We start from the raw sequence: 23,069 nt of genomic DNA, 5'->3' as shown, positions 1-23,069 counted from the left end.
CCCTGCCTATCCTTGAAGCAGGGACCAGATAGGTTCTACTTCCACCATGCATCTGGGGAGGTGTAGGCGTCGTAGGTGTTGTTGTTCCGTTCCCATTGATATTGGGCGGAATCATAGGCAGACATGGACTCCAGCTTGGCATCCGGATTGGTTTTCTGCGCGTCAAACAGATCTTCATGAGCTTTTGTGAGCAAGCTGACGACCGGGTCATCAGAGAAAAGATCATTTTCCTTGCCATTTGAAAGCCGTTTGTAATTGGCCTGCGCGCTCGCCTTGTTGACCGCCCACTCAAAGGTTGCTTTCTCTTCCTCTGAGCTTTCCTTTTCAAGATACTCCAGAAGCGACAGATAGTTATCAGCGGTTGGCTCCGCATCAGGATCGCTCTTGTTGAGTGCATTTTCCAGCTGCTCTTCCATCACCAGCTCAGCGGCTTTGATCTCTTCATTAGAGAAGTAACCGTTGTCGTTGTTGGCGATCTGAAAGAGCGTTGCTCGGTCAAACTTCAGATCGTCAAAGATCTCTTTGCGAAACGCCTCGATGTCGTCCTTGTACTTGGCAGAGGTGGTGTCCAGATCGCCATAGCGCTCAGTCAGTTTCGCCCGGGCATCAACAGCGTTGTCCGGCATGGACGTTACGTCCACCTTGGTGGAACTCTTCTCTGAATCATCATCCTTCGGTTGCGCGATTTGCGTCGCGCGGGCCGCGAACGATGTGGTGCCACTGCTCACAAACTTGGCAACGCTGTAATTGGAAATGCTGTAGGAGGATCCGCCTCCGCCGAAAATGCTCAAAATCACTATCCTTTAAAAATCAATTGTCGTGATGCTAGCCGCCGAAACCTGCGCAGCGCTTGCTGTTGAGGTACGTGCTATCACCTGATTTCGGTTGTGAGTATGATGTGTTCCGGCAGGCCTAATCGGCAATCTCAAAGACTTCGCCGGAGTTCAGATCCTTAATCATATCAATGGCCTCCCCACTCCAGTGGTAACTGAAATGGCGTGCCTGAACAGGGGCTTCAATCACATCCGGATAGAAGGCCGCGATACACATGCCGCCTTCATCGCGTACGCTGGGGTAAAGAATGCCGTCGCCACCATCTTCCAGCAGCTTGCGGGCAAAGTTTTGGGAGGCGGAGTAATCATCGGGATGCAGAAGCACATCAAAGCGGGGATCTGTTACGTCCGCCAGTTTTGCATCCACACTGCCAATCAGCTCACGCATCTGCGCAATCCAGCCCGGAGCCTCCTGTGTGGCAGCATAAAAATTGCCGGTGTGGTGGACGGTTTCAAAGAGCGCAGTTTCAAAGGACTTGGCTGCGTAAAACGCGCCATAGGTTCCATCATGAAAGCGCCCTGCTCTGTCCGGAGAGGCATGGGTGAACGGAGCCATCAGGTAGGAAGCGCCCGTTCCATTCACGCGGCGCTCTACGGGCACAAGATCCAGATTGCCTATGGTCACTGCTAGGCGTGGGTTTGTGCGGCTTTCAGCTGCGGCCAGCAACTCCCAGTCTGCCGGATCAGCAATGTCTTCAAACAAATCTATGGGTGGGTAAGCCGAGTTGACCAGACGATAATATTTGGGCCAACTGACATGTGTTTCTGGAGCTTTCAGATCCGTCTCCACCAGAGTTAACGTGGTCACCAGTTGCCTCGCTGCGCATCAAGATATCTGCGCACGCGCATCAAATCAGTCAATTGCCCGCCCAGCATAATCTCAAGAGCAGTTTTTCCGCCGAAATCCGTGTTAGGCCGCTTCACCCAGCCATATCCGCGGTTCGGATCGCTGAACAACAAACGCAGGGCTTTATGAATGCCGAGAAGGTTGGAAAGGCGCGCGGCAAGGTCAACACTTACGCGGCCATAATGCTTGGTCTTCCAGCGTTGATAGGTACGCTTGGCAATGTCGCCCAGCAACAAGGTGGCTTGCTCATCAGTCAACTGCCAGCGATCAAACAGGTTGATCACGGCCCGCTGCATGGCATGGACCTCTTCCTCCGTGAACTTAGGTCCACCAGGCGCCAAAGGCTGCTCAATCTTTCGAAGACTAGGCATCGTCCCTCTCATCCAACCAACAAACACTGAAAATGCCATATGGCATTATATTATGATTATCATGCCAAATGTCAAGATTTTGAGCTTGTTTTCGCGCGAATGACGATCTGCGACAAAACCCTGAGTGGCATATTATTCAAGTACATCCTACTATACGCAAGATCTAATATAAGCGTGGATGACCAAGCGTCCGCCTTGATGCGTGATGCCTGCAACTATAATTATCGATAAAAATACGAATAATTACAGTTGGGGTGGGGCCGTGACTTATAAATCTCGCAGTTTGAGCAGTGTTTCCATATGCACGCTCGTTTTAAGCAATGTTTTGGTTCCAGCTGCTGTGGCGCAGACGGTGAATATTACCGTACCCAACAGCGCTCCAAATGATGCATCTCTGGATACTCAGGTCATCACAGGACCTCTTTCTAACTACTCAGGGGAACTGCAGGTCGAAGTCGTTGGCGGTGAAGCCTCCGGTACAGGAGCGACAGCGGAAGTAACAATACGCGGTATTCGCTACGATATCACCGGAGACAATACAGGCAATATCTCGGTTGATGTCCGCGGCGGAAGTGCGGATAGCAGTACCAGTGCAAATTCAGGTGCAACTGCTGCGATTACAATTGATGGTGTTGAAGGCACTCTGGAAAAGGACAATCTCGGAGCAATTTCGGTCAAGGGCACCAGTCAAAACGCCGTCACATCGGGCACTGGCAAAGCCAGTGTAAAGGTGAACGTGAAGGCCATCGATGACCGACTGATGGGCGACAATCTGGGGACACTCTCCAGTTTTGCTCAGGCGGGTACTGCCACAGCTCTTGGCAGCGGCAATGCAGATGCAAGCGTCGAAGGCTTTGGAACTTACCTTGATGTTGAGGGCGACAATGTCGGTACCATCAAAGCAGAAGGCTACGCCGGAACTGCGAAAACTGGCACAGGCATCGCCTACGCAGATGCTGACATCACGGGCATTGACGAAGATCTGGAAGGCGAGAATAGAGGCCTGATCGACATTATTTCAAAAGGTGGGCAGGCAACCTCTGAGAGTGCAGGAAATGTTGACGTATATGCCCTGGCCATCGGTGTGAAAGGGTATGCGGACGCGAACAGGGGCTCCATTCTTGTTCTTGCCGACAATAGAAATGCCAGTGCGATCACAGCAAGTGGAGAAGCCAAGGCAGCGGCTGATGCCTATGGTCTTTATGGAGACCTTCAAACAAGCAACACCGGTTTGATTGATGTGGTCGCAAGAGCTGGCCAGTCAAAGACCGATGGCAGTGCCACCGCAAACTCTAAGGCGCTGGCAGTCGGTGTGAATGGTTTCGTTGATGCGAATAGCGGTTCTATTCTTGTTGATGCTGATAACCGAACTGCAACAGCAAAATCGGCTGGAGGGGAAGCCAATGCCGCAGCTGATGCCTTTGGCGTTCAGGGAAACCTACAGGCTGAGAATACGGGCCGGATAAGTGTGTATTCGAGCGCCGGTCAGTCAGAGACTGTTGGCAGCGGAACCGCAAGTTCGGCAACACTTGCAGCTGGTGTAAAGGGTTCCATTGATGCGAACAGTGGCCTCATTTTTGTGAGGGCTGCCGGAGAAGCTTCAAAAACGACCTCGGAAAACGGATCTGCCGATGCATCTGCGATCGCGTCTGGCACGAAAGCTAATCTGAATGGCGATAACACGGGTGAGATTAATGTCCTCGCGCATGCCGGAACCGCTTCTGGGCTTCAAGCCAATGCAAATGCGTTTGCGTTTGGCGTTGAAAACACGCTCCAAGGCAACAACTCAGGTGTCATCCGTATTGAAGCGCTTGCTGGAACTGCGGGGAGTGATGGAGCCTCTGGCGATGGGGCCGATGCAATTGCCAGTGCTGTGGGCGTCAATAATTACATAAGAGGCAGTAACAGCGGCACTGTATACGCACGCGGTGTTGCCGGAAAAGCAACGGCTGAAGGGGCGCTTTCAGCTGAGGCCACGGCAAATGTGTATGCGGTCAACAATGGGGTGGAAGGAGAGAACTCAGGCTCGCTGATTGCCCTCGGATATGGTGGCACAGCAGAAGCGAAAGGGAGCGGGAACGCATCCTCGCATACCAGTGTCATGGGCCTCTTTGGCCGCCTGGATGGCTCGAACACAGGAACAGTTTTCGCTGAGACACGAGGCGGAACCGCAATTGCTCACGGTTCAGGCAGTGCCAGTGCCTCAGCAGAGGCTATCGGTGTCTACCTTGGCATCAGAGATACTGGCGCAGGTGAACAGCCCGATAATCTGGGTGTTGTCAGAGCATTAGGTACTGGTGGAACCGCGAGTTCTGTTGGTGGCCCAGCTTATGGCTATGCAGATGTAACGGGTCTTGATGGCTCGCTTGGCGGTGAGAATAAAGGCCTGATCGAAGCTTTGGCGGTTGGAAAGTCCGCAACAACGCAAGCGAATATGATCGCAAATGCAGAAGGCCTTGCCGTCGGGATCAAAGGCGATGCCGAAGCAAACAGCGGAACCATCTTTGTGCATGCCACTGGCGGTAAAGCTGAGAGCGGTGATGCTGCTCAAGCCAATGGCGGCGCACGCGCTTTCGGTATCGGCTATGTCGAAGGCACAACGCGCTACGGTATCGAAGGTGATTTTACCAACTCAAGCCTCATTGATGTAAAGGCGGTTGCTGGCACCGCAAACGACGTTCAGGATAAAGCCATTGCATATGGCGTGGTGCTCAAGGGTGACGCAACGCTCGACAATAGCGGTTTGATCCTGGCATCGGCGACCGGTGGTGCGGGGTCTGAAGCCTATCAGGTGCATGCTGGGTCCAATGCGTTGACTGTGACCTCCTACGGTATTCTCTTCCAGGACGATATGGAGGAAAACTTCGGCGGTACTATTCAAGCTGATGATCTGGCCAATGTGACGTTCAACAGTGCCACACTTCACGTTCATCATTCCAACAGCACAAAGGTCAACGAGGCCTATGAAGTGCCGGATCTTGTTGCCGGTAAGGATGTTCAGCAGTTCACCACGCTCAATACGGATGGTATTGTTGGCTACGGTTGGGGCGCAGAGATTGTTGAGAGCAGCTGGAACACCAAGGATCAGCAGATCATCTTCAGATACGCGCCGAAGGTCTCCAGCCCGCAGTTGGTTGCACAGCAACAGCTCGGCGTGATTGATGCGACGCAGCGGGTTGGTGCACGGTTGCTGAATGATCTGATGCTTGGGCAAGAAGCTGCCGAGAGCGAAGGTCTGCTGCTTTCCTATGACGGACAACCGACATCAGACGCAGCAAAGGCTGTTGCGGATATGGCGGGTGTAAAGCAGCCGGTTGAGCAGTATGGCGTGTTCTACGCAGCCCCACTACATCTTTACCAGAACAACGGTTTTGAGGAACTCGGTTACTCCGCCCACACAACTGGCGTTCTGACAGGCTATAACCGTGTTGTTTCTTCTGAACTGATTATCGGTGCCAATGCTTTTTATGGTCATAGCGCACTGGAGTTTGATGGTGTTTATGATCAGGCCAAAGAGAGCGTGGATACCTACGGCTTTGGCGTTCAGGGTGCGTACCGCATGGATGATGTGCTCTTCAATGCGCAGAGCACCTTCTATCACACCAGCAACACCTACAAGGACAGCTCTGTTCGAGCCAAAGAAAGCTACACCAGTCAGAACCTGCTGACCCGCGTCGCGGCACAATACATCTGGGAGTATGGCAACAACACCTTCAGGCCGGAACTTGGGCTGAGCCATCTCTGGCACTCCCGTTGGGCATTCTCGGTTGACAATCAGAATGCACCGGATGTTCGCTATGATGCGGTCAGCAATCATCAGTTCTCCGTTGATGCGTCCCTTGGCTGGACGGGCGCCTATGAGCTCGAAGTAGGTGAGTTGAAGGCCAATGTGCGCGCTGGCCTGCGTCAGATCCTCGGTGATGGTGGCTTTGAAGATACCCTGCGGTCCGGCACTAACGGTGTCGCGTACGTGACAAATGATGTTGACCAGACACTAGCCCGCGTTTCAGCCTCACTGGACTACACCAAAGGCAACTTCGGGGCATCTGTTGGTGTGCTCGGCGAGTACGGCGAAAATACAACTGACACAGCCTTCTTCGGCCGCATGTCCTACAAGTTCTGATCGCCCACAAACAAAAGCATGCTGGAGCTTGGCTTGGGGCTCCAGCATGCGGCTGGGGGAAAGGCTTAACGCGACTGCCCGGGCCTGTTCCGCCAGCATTTCCGCTAAGTTGTGAAAGTCAGCTGGTTTAGTGGGAGTGCTCGGATGGTTTGGTCAGGTGCACGCCGGGGGCTGGGCGTTTCAGGTCGTGGCTGTTCTGGCCTTCTGCGGGAAGTTCGACCCATGCGTTTTCGCCGTCAGCGCATTCCTGCGTGGTTTTGAAGTAGAGAGTTTGGCCGGGAGTTAGCGTTTTATGCAGTTTGCCGCGGAAGACGAACTCGTCGTAGTGCTCGTGCTGCAGGGTGCCGGTCCAGGTGATCTGCCTGACGCCTTCTTTGAGAGTTCTGCCATAATACTCGTAGCTCTTGGCATAGGGGCCGGTTTGAGTTTCCAGTTTCCATCCGGCTTTGGGCATCGGCTTGACGGAAACCACGCCTTCAGGAATTTCTACGCGCACCTTCAGTGTTGGCTGGCCATCACAGCCGTGACCAATGCGGATCACGCCCTTATAGGTGCTGCCGACCTCCGCCTCTTTCTGTTCCAGCGTTGCGTGCGCAAAAGCGCCGGAGGAAGCTGCAATCATGGTGAGTGAGAGGAGGGATAAACTAAGCTTTTTCATAGAGTTACTTTCGGTGTGAATGGTGTGCTCTGACAGAAAAACGGCACAGGAAGGCTCAGGCGCGCAGGTGTCTGTCAGACCAACTGTGCGCTGTTTGCTTCTTGCGAAGGGGAACCGTCAGAAGCTAATCAATTGTTTTTATTGGCTCTCAGCTTCGGCTTAAGGGTGTGAGGCGACGTATTTGGCTCCTTTGCGGCCTGTGGCGAGGTAGAGCGGTAAGGAAGGAGAAAACAGGTACTTGCCGAAGAGTGCCATGAGTTTGCCAGCCTTTTCCGGAGAGCCCACGTTGAACACCGGATTGGGTGCAAATTGCAGCACCTGCTGTTCAATGTGGTGGGCGACGTCTTTGCCATAGACATCCTGCACCGCTCTCAGGGCGACCTCATAGGAACCGATGGCCGGTCCTGCGCTGTAGAACTTGCCGTCATAGGCCACTTCGGTGCCGCTGGATTTGGCGCCCAGCTTATCTAGCAGCGGGGTGTGGTGGTAGTTGGAGGTGGCGGTTTTGCCATTCAGCAAGCCAGTAGTGGCATAAACCAGCGTGCCTGCACACACGGAGATCATGCCCTTCGCATTTGGCTCCTGCCGACGGATAAAATCCAGTAACCGCGTATCTTTCAGCAGAAACGGTTGTGTTGCGCCCATGATCACAAAATCAACTTGCGGGCAGTCTTCAAAGCTGGTGGTTGGCACCACCTTTGGGCCAAGAAGACATTGCACCGGCGTTTTATCATGGGAGACCACATGAAGCGTTGAGTTGGGGAACGCACTCAACACCTCCACCGCCCCCAGGTAGTCTGGCAAATAACAACCTGAGGGCAGTGCCATTGCGATGGTTGGAGCATCGCAATCTGCCAGATCCACCAGCCTGCTTGGCGTGTGGGCGGTGTACTGGCAGTGGGGATCGTATTCCAGCGTCAGCTCTGCAAACCTGGCAAAGCGGGTGCCGCGTAGTTTTTCCAGCACCATGAAGGCGGCTTCGATCATGCCGGTGGAATGGCCTGCGGTGTGGAACTTGCCGTCCACCACGGCTCTACGTTCAAGCACCGGCTTTGCGCCGTAGTCTGCCAGCAGTGCAGTGCCATGATCATCCGCCGTTGCTGCTTTGCCCTCCAACACATCCGCCTTAGCAAGGGCAACGACACCGCCGCTGGACGCCACAACGTGCGAAACACGGGCGCATTGATCTGTCAGGAAAGCATGGAGCGCCGGATCATCCTGAGCAGCCTCGGGAATATCGGGAATGACGAGCACATCCAATGGTGCGCGGTCCTGAAAGTCGGCATTGGGCACAAGGGTCATGCCATGTTGGCCAGTTACAGGTGTTTTGGAAGGCGCGATGATTGAGCTACGGTTGAGTGGATGAATGCCCAGAACAGCCTGCATCTCGCCCAGTTCGGATTCATTGAACCCGGGCATTGCGATATAACCGACACGGTAGCGTTTCATGGGTACTCTCCTTTTCCCTCAACCGGACGCGTCCGACCAAAGATTCTTGTCACTCAATTTTGACAAGTTATATAAAAAATGTAAAAAGAGTCAAATGGCATCGATGATCAACCATATGCCCGTGGTCGAGCTGCTCAGCCACTACGGGATTCAGAAGGCGACCATGGGTAATCTGGCAGAGGCTGTCGGGTGCACGCGGCAGACGTTGTACAACCGGTTCAAGACCAAGGACCAAGTGCGCGACTGGGCGCTGCTGGAGTTCATGCGGGAGGTCAACGAAACGGCAATTACTGTTTTGGACAATGCCCCGGCAGACGCCGCACTGGATGCAATCCTGGAAGCGTTTGAGCGCTGGGGTGGTGATCACGTCGCCATGGTGCGTAGCTCACCCCATGGTGTCGACATTCTGGAAGGTGGCATGCAGCTGATCGCCTCCAAGACAGAAACGCCCATCGATCGTTTTGAACAACGCTTAGAAAAATTCATCGAAAGCAGGCATCTCTCCCCTACTCCGGCGGAGACAACCATGGTGCTGGTGATGGCGGCCAAAGGGGTATTTGTCTCCTGCGCGGACGCAAAAGACTACTCGGAAAAAATGGAGGCGGTGGTCAAAGCTCTGCTCGGTGCAGTACAGACTGTTTGAGCGGCGTTAATTTCACACAGGAACGCACGAAAAACCGAAAGAACGCAAAGCAACGCACATTTCAACGCAAACAGAAACGGCGAACTTTATGCCCCTCCTGAAAGCGGCACGAAAAAAGCCGATGCAGAGCATAAGTCTGCACCGGCTTTGAAACTGTTTGGGTCTGCCGGGTTAGCGCAGGCGGGCCAGAACGGCGTTGGCAGCTGCTTCTGAGGACGCCGGGTTCTGACCGGAGATGAGATTGCCATCTTCCAGAATGAAGGAACCCCAGTCCGGACCTTTCTCGTAGAGCGCGCCTTTTTCCTGCAAGGCATCTTCCACCAGCAGCGGTACAACATCAGTCAGCTGAACGGCATCTTCTTCGGTGTTGGAAAAGCCAGTGACCTTTTTGCCCTTCACCAGAGCGGAGCCATCCGCCGCCTTCGCGTTGACCAGAGCAGCGGAGGCGTGACAGACGACGCCAACGGGCTTGTCTGCAGAGTTCAGCTGCTCGATCAATGAGATAGAGGCAGCATTGTCCACCAGATCCCAAAGCGGGCCATGACCGCCCGGATAGAACACGGCATCAAATGCATCAGCGGAGACGCTCTCCAGTTTCACAGTGTTTGCCAGGGCTTCATTGGCGGCGTTGTCTGCCTTAAAGCGATCGGTAGCCGGTGTCTGGAAGTCTGGCAGGTCGCTTTTCGGGTCCAGCGGTGGCTGGCCACCAGCGGGAGATGCCAGAGTGATTGTCGCGCCAGCGTCTTTGAAGACGTAATAAGGTGCCGCGAGTTCTTCCAGCCAGAAGCCGGTCTTCTCGCCTGTGTTGCCCAACTTGTCGTGGGATGTGAGGACCATTAGCACGTTCATTGTGATCTACCTTTCAACAGGCATGGGGGGAGTGGTCACCAGTGCCCGAAGGCACTGATGTTAGTGTTGTTTTTACTGTTCTCGTTTAGAGGTTAGTCGCCGACTTTTACGACAACTTTGCCGAAGTTTTTCCCTTCGAGGAGGCCCATGAATGCGTCCGGGGCATTCTCCAAGCCATCTACCATTTGTTCGCGGTACTTCACTTTACCCTGCGCAATCCACTGCTGCATATCCGCTGCGAACTTAGGGTAAAGATTTGGGAAACTGTCGAAGATGATGAAGCCCTGCATACGGATCTTTTTCACCAGCAAAGTGCCCATCAGCATGCCGATCCGGTCCGGACCATCCGGCAGGCTGGTTGCGTTGTACTGGGAGATCAGGCCGCACAGCGGAATACGTGCATGCGGGTTGAGCAGCGGCAGAACCGCATCAAACACAGCACCGCCAACGTTTTCAAAATAAACGTCAATTCCGTCCGGGCACGCGTCTTTCAGGTCCTGCGCAAAGGTTGGGGAGTTGCGATCGAGGCAGACGTCAAAGCCCAGATTTTCAACGGCGTGCTTGCACTTTTCAGCGCCGCCCGCGATGCCAACAACACGGCAGCCTTTGATCTTGCCGATCTGGCCAACAGTTGCGCCAACAGGGCCGGTTGCTGCTGCAACAGCAATGGTTTCGCCTGGTTTCGGCTCGCCGATTTCCAGAAGACCTGCATAGGCTGTGAAGCCCGGCATGCCCATGATGCCAAGCGCCCAGGATGGCATTGCGGGCTCTTTGCCAAGATTGAAAACCATCTCGCCTTTGGAAATTGAATAGTCCTGCCAACCACCTAGGCTCACCACCCAGTCGCCTTCTGCAAAGCCCTTCAGGTTGGATTTCACCACCACAGACACAGTGCCGCCCACCATTGGAGCGCCAATCTCCACCGGGTCAGCATAGGATTTGGCATCACTCATGCGGCCACGCATGTATGGATCCAGCGAGAGATAAACCGTACGCAGCAGCATCTCGCCCTCACCTGGCGTTGGGATCGCAGCATCTTCCAGGCGGAAATTCTGAGATGTCGGAGCCCCGACAGGACGTTCCGCCAGCACAATCTGGCGGTTTACTTCTGTATTCTGCGGCATTTCAGGTTCCTCAATTAATGATAGTAATGCTTTGTTTTTATTGATTTTATGAGTTTAATTTGGTGAACACGCGCACATCCACATTGCCACAAATGGCGTTGGAGTACGGGCAAAGCGTATGGGCTGTGTGGATCACATCTTCAGCCTGCTCACGGGTAAGGCCGGAGAACTCAAGATGCAGATCAATGTCCAGCACAAAGCCGCCCTCGTCCTTCTCGATGACATTGCCTTCGGCACGCACCTCAACCGCGTTGAGCGGATATTCCTTATGGCCGGAGACCATTTTGAGGGAGTGTTCAAAGCAGGAAGCATAGCCTACGGCAAAGAGCTCCTCCGGCGTTACACCTGGCCCCTCCACTCCTGGCGGGGTCACTCGAATTTTCGCAGCTTCGTCGCTCAACGTCGGGCTACCGGAGCGTCCGTTCTCTGCTTTAGTGTCTGATTCATAGAAGACTTTCATATCTTCACCTTAGATTTTGGACTGGCGTTTGGGTCTTACGGGTTGATGGCGTTATGCAGCAGGCAGCATGATTTCAGTGACCTCCAGTGCTTTCTGGAGTGGTGTTTTTTCTCTTGTGACCTTCCCGATGAGGCTGGCACCCAGCCACATCTGGTAGAGCATCTGTGCTGTCATTCTTGCATTCAGTTTTGGAGCGATGGATCCTTCTTGAACACCCGCTTCGATAACGTCTCCAAGACGCCTCTCGACTTGTGCGGTCATTCGGGCCAGCAGTTCTCTCATATCTTCAGAAATGTCTGCGATCTCGGCGCTCAGCTTCACGATCAAGCAGTGCTTGGATGCATCCTCTGAATGCTGGTAGTTCTCCCAGAGGTGCCAGTACTGAAACAGCTTTTCTCGCATGTTCAGCGCGTCTGTTTCAAACAGCGCGTCCAAGCTCTTCATATACTCATCTAGGTATTGCTGAACCAATACGCAACCGAAGTGCTCTTTGGATTCGAAGTAATGATAAAACGAGCCTTTCGGAACTCCGGCAGTTTTCAGCAGTACGCTCAGGCCCATGCTGGAAAAACCCTGCTCTGCTATCAACTTACGACCGGTTTCCAAGATGTGTTGACGGGTGGCTTCACTCTTCTTCATCTTCATAAGGAGTGTTTTAATTAAAAATAGACCGGTCGTCTAGTGCCCTTCGCATTATCCCTGATGACGTCTCTTCACATTGACTTCATGACGGGAAATGTCAGGCGGGGATAAGCCTCAGGTTGTGCGTGCTGAAGGTTTGGGCCGGGGCGCAGTTATGCCCGCAGCCCCTCTTCCATGATCGCCCACGAGTTGTCGAAGCGCTGCTCAAAGTCAGTAGACTCCTCCAACCGCGAAATGATCAGGGTACCTTCCACAAGCGCAATGATGGCTTCCACCACATCTTGCTCGTTCTTCTTCTTGATGGTTCCCTGCTCAATGCCTTCGCGCACCAGTTTGGCAAGACGGGCTTTGATCTGCCCGAAGAACCGGCGCAGAACCACCTTGGCCACGTTGTGGCGATAGAACTCAAACCAGATCGCAGTGATAACCTTATGAGTTCGCAGGAAAATCAGCGATGTCTTGCAGATGTAGTAGATCTGCTCCAGCTGGGTTGCATCAGGGTCCTCATGCCCTTCCAGCTGCATGCGCAGGTCGTCTTCATAGGTGGTGATGTACTCCGCGAGCACTTCATCCTTGGTTGGAAAGATGCTCGTGACGTCCTTAACCTTCAGGCCGGCGTTGGCCGCAATATCTGCGTAAGTGGTTTCAAAATAACCGAATTTTTCAAAGCAGCAGATCGCGGCTTCCAGAATTGCTGACTTGGAGACTGGGGCTGGAGAGTTCTCTGAATACCCTGCATGGGTGCTGTCCGTGTCACTCATAACCTGCCTCTTTTCCACGTCTACGCCTGCTACTTTTGTGTGTGAGCAAGCAGTCTGATTAGAAACCCATGATGGAACAACACTTTGCCAAGATGATGGTAAATCGGCATCTATGAATTCTGATAAAGATCGAGCGCTTGCTGAATTCGGCTGTTTTAATAATGAGTTACGTGGTGCTCAAGTCGGTCTTTTACATATTACGCTACGCGCTTGAACACGCTCGTCTGGAATTTTTGCTGGTTTTTCTTCGGCGTAACATGAGTGTGTTCCTGCGTTGCAATCTGCTCAAAAACACCCGGCGCAAGTGCCTCCAGTTTTTCATTGAGGGACTGGGAAGAATAGCGCTGCACAGGAAGGCCGGAACACTTCTCTGGCCCATCCTCAGCAAAAGTGGAAATGATAGCAATGCCTCCAACAGGAACGGACTTAACCAACGCTTCTATATAGGCTTTCTGGTCCTGCTCGTTGGTGAGGAAATGAAACACCGCACGGTCATGCCAGACCTGATAGGTGCTTTCTGGTGTCCACTTGGTGACGTCCGCTGCAATCCACTCCACATCATCAGCCACGCCGCCCAGGCGCTCTTTGCCTGCTTCCAGCACCACTGAGGAGATGTCCAGAACTGCCAGCGGACCATAGCCTGCAGCGTGCAAAATGCTGGTCAGCTTGGAGGCGCCGCCACCCACGTCGATGAAGCTCTGGCCCAGCTTGAGATAGCTGATAACGAGTTGATAAGACAGCGTTGGCTGGTTTTCATACCATGTCAGCTGCTCTTCCTGGCGGGCATCATAAACCGCGTTCCAATGTGCAACTTTCTCGTTCATTTCGGGCCTCGCCTTTGCAACAGGGCATATATGGGAGTAGCCGGCTAAGAAAGCAACATGTAATTTAGATAATTCTAATCTACAATCAATGTATTGCGGTCATTACCCAGCGTCTTCCTTCTGTCCGCTAGGAGTTTAAGCGATTTTGCCCTGTCTCTGCAGTCACGTTTTTACGATGCGGACAAGCCCATGTTGCCTGTTAAAGGCATTTTTCCAGTCAACGGGCGATCTTAAGCGCCAGTGACGGTGCGCAGAACCAAGGATCGATACATGCCTGAACGGAAGAAACTTGAGAGCAATCTGGATAAGGTGGAAGTGCGGCAGGTGGAGTTTGAATGCCACGGCGAAAAGCTGCACGGGGATCTCTATCTTCCTAAGAAACGTCCGCCTTTTGGCAAACTTCCCGGCGTTGTGGTAACGGGCGCATGGACATCCGTGAAGGAGCAAATGTCCGGCCTTTATGCATCAGAACTGGCCATGCGCGGGTTCGTGGCGCTTGCGTTTGATTTCCGCGGCTGGGGGCTTTCCGCCCATGACGGCAAGACCAAGTATCTGGAAGATCCGGCCCGCAAAACGGACGATATCCGTGCGGCGATCGACTTCATGGGCCGCTGTCCGGAAGTTGACCCCGATAGAATCTGCGGCCTCGGCATCTGTGCATCTGCGGGGTATATGAGCGCGGCGACGGGTGGAAACAGGCATGTGCATTCACTGGCCCTGGTTGCGCCGTGGCTGCATAATTCAGAAATTGTTTCAGAGGTTTATGGCGGTGCAGAAGGCGTCAGCGAATTGCTCAAGGTCGGTCGGGATGCTCTGACCCACGAAGAGCCGCGCTACATCGTGGCAGCCAGCAAAGTGGACGATACAGCGCTGATGTTCGATGTGGAGTATTACACCGAGGAAGATCGCGGCCTGATCCCCGAGTTCGACAACAAGTTCAACCTGGCCTCCTGGGAAGCGTGGCTGACGTTTGATGGCGTACACACCGCAGAAAAGCAGAACCAGCCAACCCTGATCGTGCACAGCGAAGCAGCGGCCATCCCGAAAGGTGCAAGGGAGTTTGCACGGCGAATGGGTGACAGAGCGACGACGCTTTGGTTTGAGGATGTGACGCAGTTTGACTTCTACGACAAGGCCCAACCCATTGATCGCGCATTGGAAGCTGTTGCCGAGCACTTCCTTTCAACGATGTGAGTAGGATCTTCTATGAGTGACCCCTCCGAACTAGAACTGGCCAAGGATGTCGCCGCCATAACCTCGGTTATTGAAGGCGTGGTCAACTGTTTTGATCGGGGGGATTATGAGAGCCTTGCCACGCTCTACAGCGATCATGTGGAGATGGATTACAGCTCCTTGTTCGGCGGTACCGCTCATAAGAAAACGCGGGAACAACAGCTGATGGACTGGGCTGGTTTGCTGCCGGGTTTTGACCTTGTCCGCCATTCCCTTGCTGACTTCAACGTGCGCATTGAAGAAGGCATCGCGATCACCACTTGCTCTGTGGTTGGGCAGCTTTATCTGGGGGAGAAGGTTTGGGAAGTGGAAGGCCTCTATCAGTTCCGCTTGCACAAACGCAGCAACCACTGGCGCATCTTCAAGCAACGCTTTGTTTTGAAAACTGAAAACGGCAACGGAGATATCGTCGAGACCGCGAAAGACCGTGCCAAAGGCCACCCTCCTCCGTTCGTAAAACGCCGCAAGGCACAGGCTGCTGTTGTTCGGTTCTTAAAGGCCTTGGAAAACAAGGATATGGACGCGCTGGCGGACGTGTGGTCGGAAAAGGCCGTGCAGGATATGCCTTATTCGCCCGATGGTTTTCCCGATGTGGTGGAAGGTAAGAGCAACCTCATCAAGCACTACAGCGCCTGGCCGGAGAATGCGGGGGAAGCGGATTTTACCTCCAATCTCAAATTTTACCCCATGATATCGCCGGAATGGGTGTTTGCGGAGTTCACCGGCGAGGTGGAGATCCTGACGACAGGGCGGGAGTACAATCAGATCTATGGCGGTTTGTTCCATGTGCCCCATGGCAAGATTCAGTATTACCGTGAGTACTTTAATCCCGAACCCTTCCGCTTTGCCTATGACATTGAAGAGGGAAAAGAGCCGGATAGCTTCCCAACCAGTGAACCTTGATGATAATATAAAAATGAATCACTTTCTAAATTAAGTGACGCCAAACAAGAACTGCAGCAGAGGTGCCAGATGGCCAGACGTGCGTTGATTACCGGTGGTAACAGAGGCATTGGGTATGCCATCGCAAAAGGATTGAAGAAAGAAGGCCTTGAGGTCATCATCGGCTCGCGCAATGCGGAAGCAGGTGCTGAAGCGGCCAAAGAGATTGGCTGCGGGCATGTGCAGTTGGATGTGACCGATCTACGCTCTATCGAGCAAGCCTATGATGATATTGGGGTTATTGACGTTCTGGTGAACAACGCGGGTGTGCTTTACGAAGAGCCCATGCTGGAAAATCCGCGCCAGTTTGAACAGAGCATGCAGGTGATGGTGCACGGTCCCTATCACATGATACGACGCGCAGCGCCTTCCATGATCGACCGGCAATACGGGCGTATTGTGAACATGAGCTCTGAATGGGGCTCATTTGCAGAAGGATTAGGCGGACCCGGCGCTTACGGTGTCGCCAAAGCCGCGCTGAACGCGTTGACGCTTGCGCTCTCCCGTGAACTGCCATCCTGCGTCAAGATCAACTCCATGTGCCCTGGCTGGGTTCAAACTCGCATGGGCGGCAGCGCAGCGACCCGCACACCAGAACAAGGTGCAGAAACGGCTATTTGGTTAGCGACCCTGCCGGAAGCTGGACCAAACGGTGGCTTCTTCAGCGATCATCATCCAATGGACTGGTAATGCCTTCTACTCGGCTGGGATCAGCTTCACTGCCTCTGCTTCTCCGTGTTTGGAGAGTAGCTGCTCAAAATACTGGATTGTCTTGCCTAGCCCTTCCCGTAGCTCCGTGGTTGGACGCCACCCCAGATAATCTCTGGCGCGGGTGATATCTGGTTTGCGCTGGAGCGGATCATCCTGAGGAAGTGGCTCCCTGATGATCCGGGACTTGGACCCGGTTAGCTCCAGCACAAGCTCAGCAAGCTGCTTGATGGTGAATTCCTTGGGATTGCCGATGTTGATCGGCATGGAGATATGATCTGGCGCGTTCATCAGCTTGATCATGCCATCTACCAGATCATCGCGATAACAGAACGAACGGGTCTGCATGCCATCGCCGTAGAGCGTGATGGGTTTGTTCATGAGCGCCTGCATGATGAAATTCGATACCACACGACCATCATTGGGGTGCATGCGTGGCCCGTAGGTATTGAAGATGCGCATGACCCGGATGTTGATGTTGTTTTGCCGGTAGTAATCGTAAAACAGCGTCTCCGCGCAGCGTTTTCCCTCGTCATAACAAGAGCGTATGCCGATGGGGTTCACATTCCCCCAATACTCCTCCGGCTGCGGATGAACCTGAGGATCGCCATAGATCTCCGAGGTCGAGGCCTGCAGGATCTTGGCCTTCACCCGCTTGGCGAGTCCCAGCATGTTGATCGCCCCAAGCACGCTGGTCTTCGTGGTCTGCACAGGGTCAAACTGGTAGTGCACGGGAGAGGCTGGGCAGGCGAGATTATAGATCTCGTCAACTTCCACAAACAGCGGCTGACACACATCGTGGCGCAGCAACTCAAAGCGCTTGTGGTCTAGCAGGTGCTCCACATTCATGCGGGTGCCGGTGAAGAAGTTGTCCAGACACAGCACCTCATGCCCTGCTTCCAAAAGCTTCTCACTGAGATAGGAACCGAGAAAACCGGATCCACCTGTCACAAGAATTCTGCGCCGATCATCAAGTGAGAACATGTGGCCTATCCGCAATATTGTCAGAGATGGGAAAAGCCTATCAGCCTGCCTTGCGAGGTAAATATTGAAAAACCTCCACCGATAATTGGGAGTGTTTTCAAAGAGATGCCGCTCTACACGCTTTTGTTGAGCAAATTTCAAATAAATGTGCTGGTTGAAGACTTGCTCACAGCCACATGGCTGTTAGCATTGTACGTAGATTTCCTCACGCCTCGCGTGACTTCTCTGTTCCCCAATCTTGAGAGGTTCACGCCAACACTATGTTGCAGGGCTCTAATGAATTCCTCCTTTTCGGCTAGTGCCACCAGCGCTGGCATCCTTTCCGCATTCGTTGGTTTTGCAAGTTCTTTTGCTATTGTTTTGCACGGCCTGAGCGGTGTTGGTGCCACTGCTGAACAGGCGACCTCCGGATTGATGGCGCTTGCAATCGCCATGGGCCTGTGCGGAATCGTCTTCAGCCTTTGGAAGCACATCCCGATCTCAGTGGCATGGTCCACGCCAAGCGCGGCTTTGTTGGCAACCTCTGGGTTGCCTGAAGGCGGCTTTGCGGCGGCTGTGGGCGCGTTTGTATTTGCAGGTGTGCTCGTGGTCATCACAGGGCTTTGGAAGCCTCTGGGGTGCATTGTGGGGTTTATCCCGGTCACGCTCGCGCAAGCGATGCTGGCGGGCGTTATCCTGCCACTGTGTCTGGTGCCATTCGAGGCCGTTGCTGAGATCCCTGCTCTTGCCCTACCTGTCGTCATCGCGTGGTTTATCGCCGGTCAGGTCAACAAGCTTCTCGCGGTTCCCGCAGCTTTGCTGGCATTCCTCGTGGTTCTGTACTTTCATGCGGACACTTCAGCGCTCGGATCGCTGGAAGTGGTTCAGGCCCCTGTTTTCGTTATGCCAGAGTTCTCCTGGGCTGCTTTGATTGGCATTGGTATCCCGATTTACATCGTGACCATGGCTTCGCAGAACATTCCCGGTGTCTCCATTCTGCGGTCTTTCGGCTATCAACCGGTTCCGGGACCATTGTTCAGCTGGACTGGCGTAGGCTCCGTTCTCAGTGCACCATTTGGCGGTCACGGGATCAGCCTGGCGGCCATTACTGCTGCGATCTGCGCCAATGAAGATGCGCACAAAGACCCCGCTAAGCGCTACTGGTCCGCAGTGGTCGCGGGCGTTGTCTATATCGTGTTCGGTGTGTTTTCAGCCGGTTTCGTCGGAGTTGTCGAACTAGCACCGCGCATTCTGATCGGTGGCGTGGCAGGGCTGGCGCTGATTGGTACGCTGACCGTCTCAGTACAAGGTATGTTGAAAGAAGCTGAAGGCAGAGAGCCAGCAATCCTGACGTTCCTGATTACAGCGTCCGGCCTGTCCTTCTTCGGCATCGGGGCCGCATTCTGGGGACTGCTGGTGGGTATGGGTCTGAAGTTCTGGATGGATTGGAAGCAGCGCGGCCTGCAGGTGGAGCAGGCCACGAAGAGAGTCTGAAGTTACTTAGGCAACTCGTCGAACTTGGTTACGTCTTCCAGCTTCTCATCCCAGTTGGCTTTGCTGTCCACGAAGATATGCGCAGTTGGTTCCGCGGAAACAGGTGTGTCTAAGGATCCTGCCGGGACAACGATGAAGCTGTTCTCACGATCATATGTCGGGACAGGAGAGCCGCAGCTTTCGCAGAAGCTTCTACGATGGCGGCTGGACGGCACATTGTAGGACTTAATAGCTTCTTCCCCGGCGCTGCAGGTGAAATCAGCATCGAATGCAAAGAGATTGGAACCATGAGCTGACCCGGTTCCCTTCCGGCAATGGCTGCAATGGCAAAAGAAGAACTTCTTGAAAGTGGCTTGAATCTCAAACTGAACGGTCCCGCATAGGCAGGAGCCTTTATGTGTTTCGCGCATAATGATGGCCTTGAGGGGCAGAGAAATGGAATGGAGCTGCACTTTGGCAGCGTGTCTTTTCAATTGCAAAGCATAAAAAAACGGCGGAGCCTTTGCCCCGCCGTCTGTTGTATCATTGATACATAATTGTGTTTTAGGCGCTTGCTTCCGCCGCACGGCGCTCTGCAATGCGCTTACGCTCAGCGATTGGGTCTGGGATCGGTACCGCGTTGATGAGCTCTTTGGTGTAAGGGCTCTGTGGGTTGTGGATCACGTCGTGAGCTTCGCCGATCTCAGCGATGTCACCGAACTCCAGAACCATGATACGGTTACTGATGTGCTTCACCACACTGAGGTCGTGCGCAATAAACAACAGGGACAGTCCCAGCTCTTGCTGCAGATCCATCAGCAGGTTCACCACCTGCGCCTGAACAGATACGTCGAGCGCAGAAACCGGCTCATCACAGATGATCATCTTCGGGTTGGTGATCAACGCACGGGCGATACCGATACGTTGACACTGACCGCCAGAGAATTCATGCGGATAGCGGTTGATCATGCGGGCAGACAGACCCACCTTCTCCATCAGCTCACGAACGCGTTTTTTAACTTCGTCCTTTGAGGTCTGCGGGAAGTGCGTCTTCAGCGGCTCAGCGATGATCTGGCCAGCTGTCAGACGTGGGTTCAAAGACGCGAGAGGATCCTGGAAGATCATCTGGATTTCCTTGCGGATACCCAGCAGTTCCTTCTCGTTCATCTTCATCAGGTCGCGGCCCTGCCAGAACACTTCGCCGCCCTGAGACGGGATCATGCGAATGATCGCGCGGGCGAGTGTCGACTTACCACAGCCGGATTCACCCACGATGCCGAGGGTTTCACCTTCTGCCAGATCAAAGGAAACACCTTTAACCGCGCGCAGAATGTCTGGCTGATGCCAAGGCAGAGCGTTTTGCTTCTTGATTTTGAATTCCACCCGCATGTCGCGAACGGATAAGATTGGCTCTTTCGTGCTCAAAATTAGCCCTCCGCCATTTGGGATTCAAAGCTGCGGTCCAGCGTCATCAAACGGTCTTCGTCCTGATCCAGACGAGGAACAGCACTCAGCAGACCCTTGGTGTATGGATGGCTTGGTTTGCCGAAGATATCAACGGTAGAGCCCTGCTCCATCACCTCACCCTTATACATCACCATAGTGCGCTCACAGGAGCCTGCCACGATGCCAAGGTTATGGGTAATCAGAACAATTGCCATGTGGAACTCTTCCTGAAGTTCCACCAGAAGGTCCATGATGCGCGCCTGAACAGTCACGTCGAGCGCTGTTGTCGGCTCATCTGCAATCAGCAGCTTCGGACGGCAGAGCAGAGACATCGCGATCATCACACGCTGGCGCATACCACCGGAGAACTCGTGCGGGTAAAGGTGAATGCGGTTCTTTGCATTCGGGATCTTCACCGCTTCCAGCATACGCACACATTCAGCAATCGCATCTTTTTTCTTCATGCGTTTGCCGTCTGGCGAGTTGTAGATCAGCGTTTCAGCCATCTGGTCTGAAATACGAAGGTAAGGGTTCAGGGAGGTCATCGGATCCTGAAAGATCATTGCGATCTCATTGGAGCGAAGCTTGTTCATCTCCTCATGAGAAAGGCCAATAACTTCCTGTCCCTGATACTTGATTGATCCGGAAACTTGCGCGTTGTGCGGCAAAAGCCCCATAGTCGCGAAGGCGGTCTGGCTTTTACCAGATCCGGATTCACCAACGATCGCGAGAGTTTCGCCCTTGTCGATCGTCAGGTTTACGTTTCTTACGGCTTCCACCAGTCCGTCAGGAGTGTCGTAGGTGATCCGTAGGTTTTGGATATCCAGAAGTGCCACGATTTCACCTCCTACCGGTCTTTAGGGTCAAGCGCGTCGCGCAGACCGTCGCCGATAAAGAAAAAGCTGAACAGAGTGATGATGAAGAAGAACATTGGGAATGCCAGCTGCCACAAAGTGCCATACTGCATGGTTCCCGCGCCTTCCGCGATCAATGCACCCCAGCTGGTGTTCGGCTCCTGAACACCCAGACCAAGGAAGGAAATGAAGCTCTCGGTCAGGATCATCTGTGGAACCAGAAGGGTCGCATATACAACAACAACACCCAACAGGTTCGGCACGATGTGACGAAGAATAATCGTGATTGGCTTTACGCCTGTCGCGATAGCAGCTTCCACGAACTCCTTGTTCTTCAGCGTCAGGGTCTGACCGCGTGCAATACGGGACATGTCGAGCCAAGAAATAAGGCCTATACCCACGAAGAGCATGAAGATGGAACGTCCAAACACAACCAGCAGTAGGATCAGAACGAACATGTAAGGGATGGACTGCAGAATATCGACGATACGCATCATCACGTTGTCGACCTTGCCGCCAGTGTAGCCAGCGATCGCGCCATAAAGAGTACCAACGACCACTGCGATCAGAGCGCCGATCACGCCAACCATCAGAGAAATCTGGGTACCCTGAACAACACGCGCGAACAAGTCGCGGCCAAGCTCGTCAGCACCAAAATAGTGGCCATTTTCAATGCTTGGAGCACCGAGTTCTGCAATCTGGCCCAGAACACCCCAGTCGATCTCTTCGTTAGACCACGCGGCAATCAAATGACCGAAGGTGGAAAATGCGAGAACGCCAATGAGAATGATCAGGCTGACAAGAGCAGCTTTGTTTTTGAGGAAGCGGCGGCGCGCATCTGCGAAGAGCGAACGACCTTGCACTTCATCCTGAGCAGCCAGATTATCTGCCAGCTGCTCCATTTTTTGAACATCTACCATCATGTGCTCAGCCCTCAGTATCTAATCTTCGGGTCGACCCATGCATACAGGATGTCGACAATGAGATTGAAGAGAATGGTGAGACCGCCAACGAGGATGGTGATACCCATCATCACTGCATAGTCTCGGTTGAGTGCAGAGTTCACGTAGAACTGACCAATACCACCAGTAGAGAAGTACATGTCGATGATAACGGAACCTGTGATCATGGAAACGAACGCAGGGCCGAGATAGGACATGACTGGCAGCAGAGCAGGCTTGAGGGCGTGCTTGAAGATGATAACCCTGTACGGCAGGCCTTTCGCCATCGCTGTGCGAATGAAGTTTGTGTGCAGCACTTCCAGCATGGAAGAGCGGGTCAAACGAGCGACAGATGCCATATAACTGGTCGAAAGCGCGATCACAGGCAGGATCAAGTGGTTCCACTGGCCGTCGTTCCAGCCACCGCCTGGCAACCAGCCAAGCCACAGGGTGAAGGTGAGAACGAGGATTGGTGCCATAACGAAGTTAGGCAGTACCTGTGCGCCGATAGAAACACCAACTGCAAAGTAGTCAAGCCAGCTGTTCTGTTTGAGCGCTGCTGCGATACCAAGCGCGCCTCCAACAAGGACAGCCACAGCGAATGACAGGAAGCCGTAGGTCAGAGTGACCGGGAAGCCATTTGCAATGATGTCGTTAACACTTCGGTCCTTGTACTTAAAGGATGGGCCGAAGTCGAATTCCGTAATGATTCCACCAATATAGTTGATGATCTGAACGTATATTGGATTGTTAAGGCCGTACTTGGCCTCAATGTTTGCAAGAACCGCAGGTGGGAGCGGGCGCTCGGATGTGAATGGGCCGCCGGGTGCCGCATGCATGAGCAGGAATGAGATGACTATGAGCAGCAGCAATGTAGGAATTGCAATCGCCACTCTTCGTAGGATGTAGCTGAGCATTGTTATTA

Annotated in this window: 23 protein-coding genes; 6 read left to right on the top strand and 17 right to left on the bottom strand. The window is 53.6% G+C overall.

Translation table 11 applies throughout. From position 1 onward, the window contains the following. Positions 1–35: 35 nt before the first annotated feature. The 3 genes from AC3CB2_RS19735 to AC3CB2_RS19725 form a co-directional block, all read right to left on the bottom strand. Entirely contained in the window at positions 36–797 is a 762-nt protein-coding gene (locus tag AC3CB2_RS19735) for a hypothetical protein (protein WP_352935408.1), read from the bottom strand. Between the two features lie 115 nt (positions 798–912). Next, complete coding sequence (locus AC3CB2_RS19730; protein ID WP_352935410.1) at positions 913–1,641, bottom strand: RES family NAD+ phosphorylase; 729 nt, start codon at positions 1,639–1,641, stop codon at positions 913–915. After that, a complete protein-coding gene (locus AC3CB2_RS19725) occupies positions 1,638–1,976 on the bottom strand; it encodes an MbcA/ParS/Xre antitoxin family protein (RefSeq protein WP_008548976.1) in 339 nt (112 codons plus the stop codon). Before AC3CB2_RS19725 ends, AC3CB2_RS19730 begins: the two co-directional genes overlap by 4 nt. 337 nt (positions 1,977–2,313) lie before the next feature. Here AC3CB2_RS19725 and AC3CB2_RS19720 point away from each other — a divergent pair, with 337 nt between their 5' ends. After that, positions 2,314–6,174: an autotransporter domain-containing protein gene (locus AC3CB2_RS19720; RefSeq protein ID WP_352935413.1), complete on the top strand. Its 3,861-nt coding sequence runs from the start codon at positions 2,314–2,316 to the stop codon at positions 6,172–6,174. Between the two features lie 127 nt (positions 6,175–6,301). Here AC3CB2_RS19720 and AC3CB2_RS19715 read toward each other — a convergent pair whose 3' ends face one another. Together AC3CB2_RS19715 and AC3CB2_RS19710 are read right to left on the bottom strand one after the other, a co-directional pair. Next, positions 6,302–6,832, bottom strand: coding sequence for a YcnI family protein (locus tag AC3CB2_RS19715; protein ID WP_352935416.1), 531 nt, complete (start codon positions 6,830–6,832; stop codon positions 6,302–6,304). A gap of 159 nt (positions 6,833–6,991) precedes the next feature. Then, the gene (locus tag AC3CB2_RS19710) at positions 6,992–8,281 is read right to left on the bottom strand and encodes a DJ-1/PfpI family protein (RefSeq protein WP_352935419.1); all 1,290 of its coding nucleotides are present in this window, start codon (positions 8,279–8,281) and stop codon (positions 6,992–6,994) included. Between the two features lie 94 nt (positions 8,282–8,375). Between AC3CB2_RS19710 and AC3CB2_RS19705 the strand changes: the two genes are divergently transcribed. After that, positions 8,376–8,924 (top strand): TetR/AcrR family transcriptional regulator, encoded by a 549-nt coding sequence (locus AC3CB2_RS19705; protein WP_352935421.1) that lies wholly within the window; start codon positions 8,376–8,378, stop codon positions 8,922–8,924. A gap of 171 nt (positions 8,925–9,095) precedes the next feature. Here the strand turns inward: AC3CB2_RS19705 and AC3CB2_RS19700 are convergent, their stop codons facing one another. The 6 genes from AC3CB2_RS19700 to AC3CB2_RS19675 form a co-directional block, all read right to left on the bottom strand. After that, a complete protein-coding gene (locus AC3CB2_RS19700; RefSeq protein WP_352935423.1) occupies positions 9,096–9,773 on the bottom strand; it encodes a type 1 glutamine amidotransferase domain-containing protein in 678 nt (225 codons plus the stop codon). A 92-nt stretch (positions 9,774–9,865) separates the two neighbouring features. Next, positions 9,866–10,897 (bottom strand): NADP-dependent oxidoreductase, encoded by a 1,032-nt coding sequence (locus AC3CB2_RS19695; protein WP_352935426.1) that lies wholly within the window; start codon positions 10,895–10,897, stop codon positions 9,866–9,868. A gap of 46 nt (positions 10,898–10,943) precedes the next feature. Beyond that, positions 10,944–11,357, bottom strand: coding sequence for an Ohr family peroxiredoxin (locus AC3CB2_RS19690; protein ID WP_083417307.1), 414 nt, complete (start codon positions 11,355–11,357; stop codon positions 10,944–10,946). A gap of 51 nt (positions 11,358–11,408) precedes the next feature. Continuing rightward, positions 11,409–12,002 carry a TetR/AcrR family transcriptional regulator gene (locus AC3CB2_RS19685; protein ID WP_008549271.1) on the bottom strand — a complete coding sequence of 198 codons (594 nt, stop codon included), beginning with the start codon at positions 12,000–12,002 and terminating at the stop codon, positions 11,409–11,411. Between the two features lie 149 nt (positions 12,003–12,151). Further along, a complete protein-coding gene (locus AC3CB2_RS19680; RefSeq protein WP_054783666.1) occupies positions 12,152–12,760 on the bottom strand; it encodes a TetR/AcrR family transcriptional regulator in 609 nt (202 codons plus the stop codon). A gap of 197 nt (positions 12,761–12,957) precedes the next feature. Continuing rightward, the gene (locus AC3CB2_RS19675; RefSeq protein ID WP_352935430.1) at positions 12,958–13,584 is read right to left on the bottom strand and encodes a class I SAM-dependent methyltransferase; all 627 of its coding nucleotides are present in this window, start codon (positions 13,582–13,584) and stop codon (positions 12,958–12,960) included. A 270-nt stretch (positions 13,585–13,854) separates the two neighbouring features. Between AC3CB2_RS19675 and AC3CB2_RS19670 the strand changes: the two genes are divergently transcribed. The 3 genes from AC3CB2_RS19670 (at position 13,855) to AC3CB2_RS19660 (ending at position 16,449) form a co-directional block, all read left to right on the top strand. Further along, positions 13,855–14,778, top strand: coding sequence for an alpha/beta hydrolase (locus AC3CB2_RS19670; protein WP_352935432.1), 924 nt, complete (start codon positions 13,855–13,857; stop codon positions 14,776–14,778). Positions 14,779–14,790: 12 nt separating this feature from the next. After that, a complete protein-coding gene (locus AC3CB2_RS19665) occupies positions 14,791–15,720 on the top strand; it encodes a nuclear transport factor 2 family protein (RefSeq protein WP_352935435.1) in 930 nt (309 codons plus the stop codon). Positions 15,721–15,789: 69 nt separating this feature from the next. Further along, positions 15,790–16,449, top strand: coding sequence for an SDR family NAD(P)-dependent oxidoreductase (locus tag AC3CB2_RS19660; protein ID WP_008549196.1), 660 nt, complete (start codon positions 15,790–15,792; stop codon positions 16,447–16,449). Between the two features lie 6 nt (positions 16,450–16,455). Here the strand turns inward: AC3CB2_RS19660 and AC3CB2_RS19655 are convergent, their stop codons facing one another. Beyond that, positions 16,456–17,451, bottom strand: coding sequence for a UDP-glucuronic acid decarboxylase family protein (locus AC3CB2_RS19655; protein ID WP_352935437.1), 996 nt, complete (start codon positions 17,449–17,451; stop codon positions 16,456–16,458). 276 nt (positions 17,452–17,727) lie between these two features. On the opposite strand from AC3CB2_RS19655, the gene AC3CB2_RS19650 reads away from it, so the two are divergent. After that, positions 17,728–18,924: a benzoate/H(+) symporter BenE family transporter gene (locus AC3CB2_RS19650; protein ID WP_352935439.1), complete on the top strand. Its 1,197-nt coding sequence runs from the start codon at positions 17,728–17,730 to the stop codon at positions 18,922–18,924. A gap of 2 nt (positions 18,925–18,926) precedes the next feature. Here AC3CB2_RS19650 and AC3CB2_RS19645 read toward each other — a convergent pair whose 3' ends face one another. The 5 genes from AC3CB2_RS19645 to oppB form a co-directional block, all read right to left on the bottom strand. Then, complete coding sequence (locus tag AC3CB2_RS19645; RefSeq protein WP_352935442.1) at positions 18,927–19,334, bottom strand: GFA family protein; 408 nt, start codon at positions 19,332–19,334, stop codon at positions 18,927–18,929. 133 nt (positions 19,335–19,467) lie between these two features. Continuing rightward, positions 19,468–20,328, bottom strand: a complete 861-nt coding sequence (locus AC3CB2_RS19640; RefSeq protein ID WP_352935444.1) for an ATP-binding cassette domain-containing protein — start codon at positions 20,326–20,328, stop codon at positions 19,468–19,470. Between the two features lie 2 nt (positions 20,329–20,330). Then, positions 20,331–21,185: an ATP-binding cassette domain-containing protein gene (locus AC3CB2_RS19635; protein ID WP_008549061.1), complete on the bottom strand. Its 855-nt coding sequence runs from the start codon at positions 21,183–21,185 to the stop codon at positions 20,331–20,333. Between the two features lie 11 nt (positions 21,186–21,196). Further along, a complete protein-coding gene (locus AC3CB2_RS19630) occupies positions 21,197–22,126 on the bottom strand; it encodes an ABC transporter permease subunit (protein WP_008549445.1) in 930 nt (309 codons plus the stop codon). 11 nt (positions 22,127–22,137) lie between these two features. After that, positions 22,138–23,061, bottom strand: coding sequence for an oligopeptide ABC transporter permease OppB (gene oppB, locus AC3CB2_RS19625; protein WP_037036634.1), 924 nt, complete (start codon positions 23,059–23,061; stop codon positions 22,138–22,140). Positions 23,062–23,069: the final 8 nt, after the last annotated feature.

It is taken from the genome of Pseudovibrio sp. SCP20 (assembly GCF_057774105.1).
This window is presented reverse-complemented; position numbering and strand designations above follow the sequence as displayed.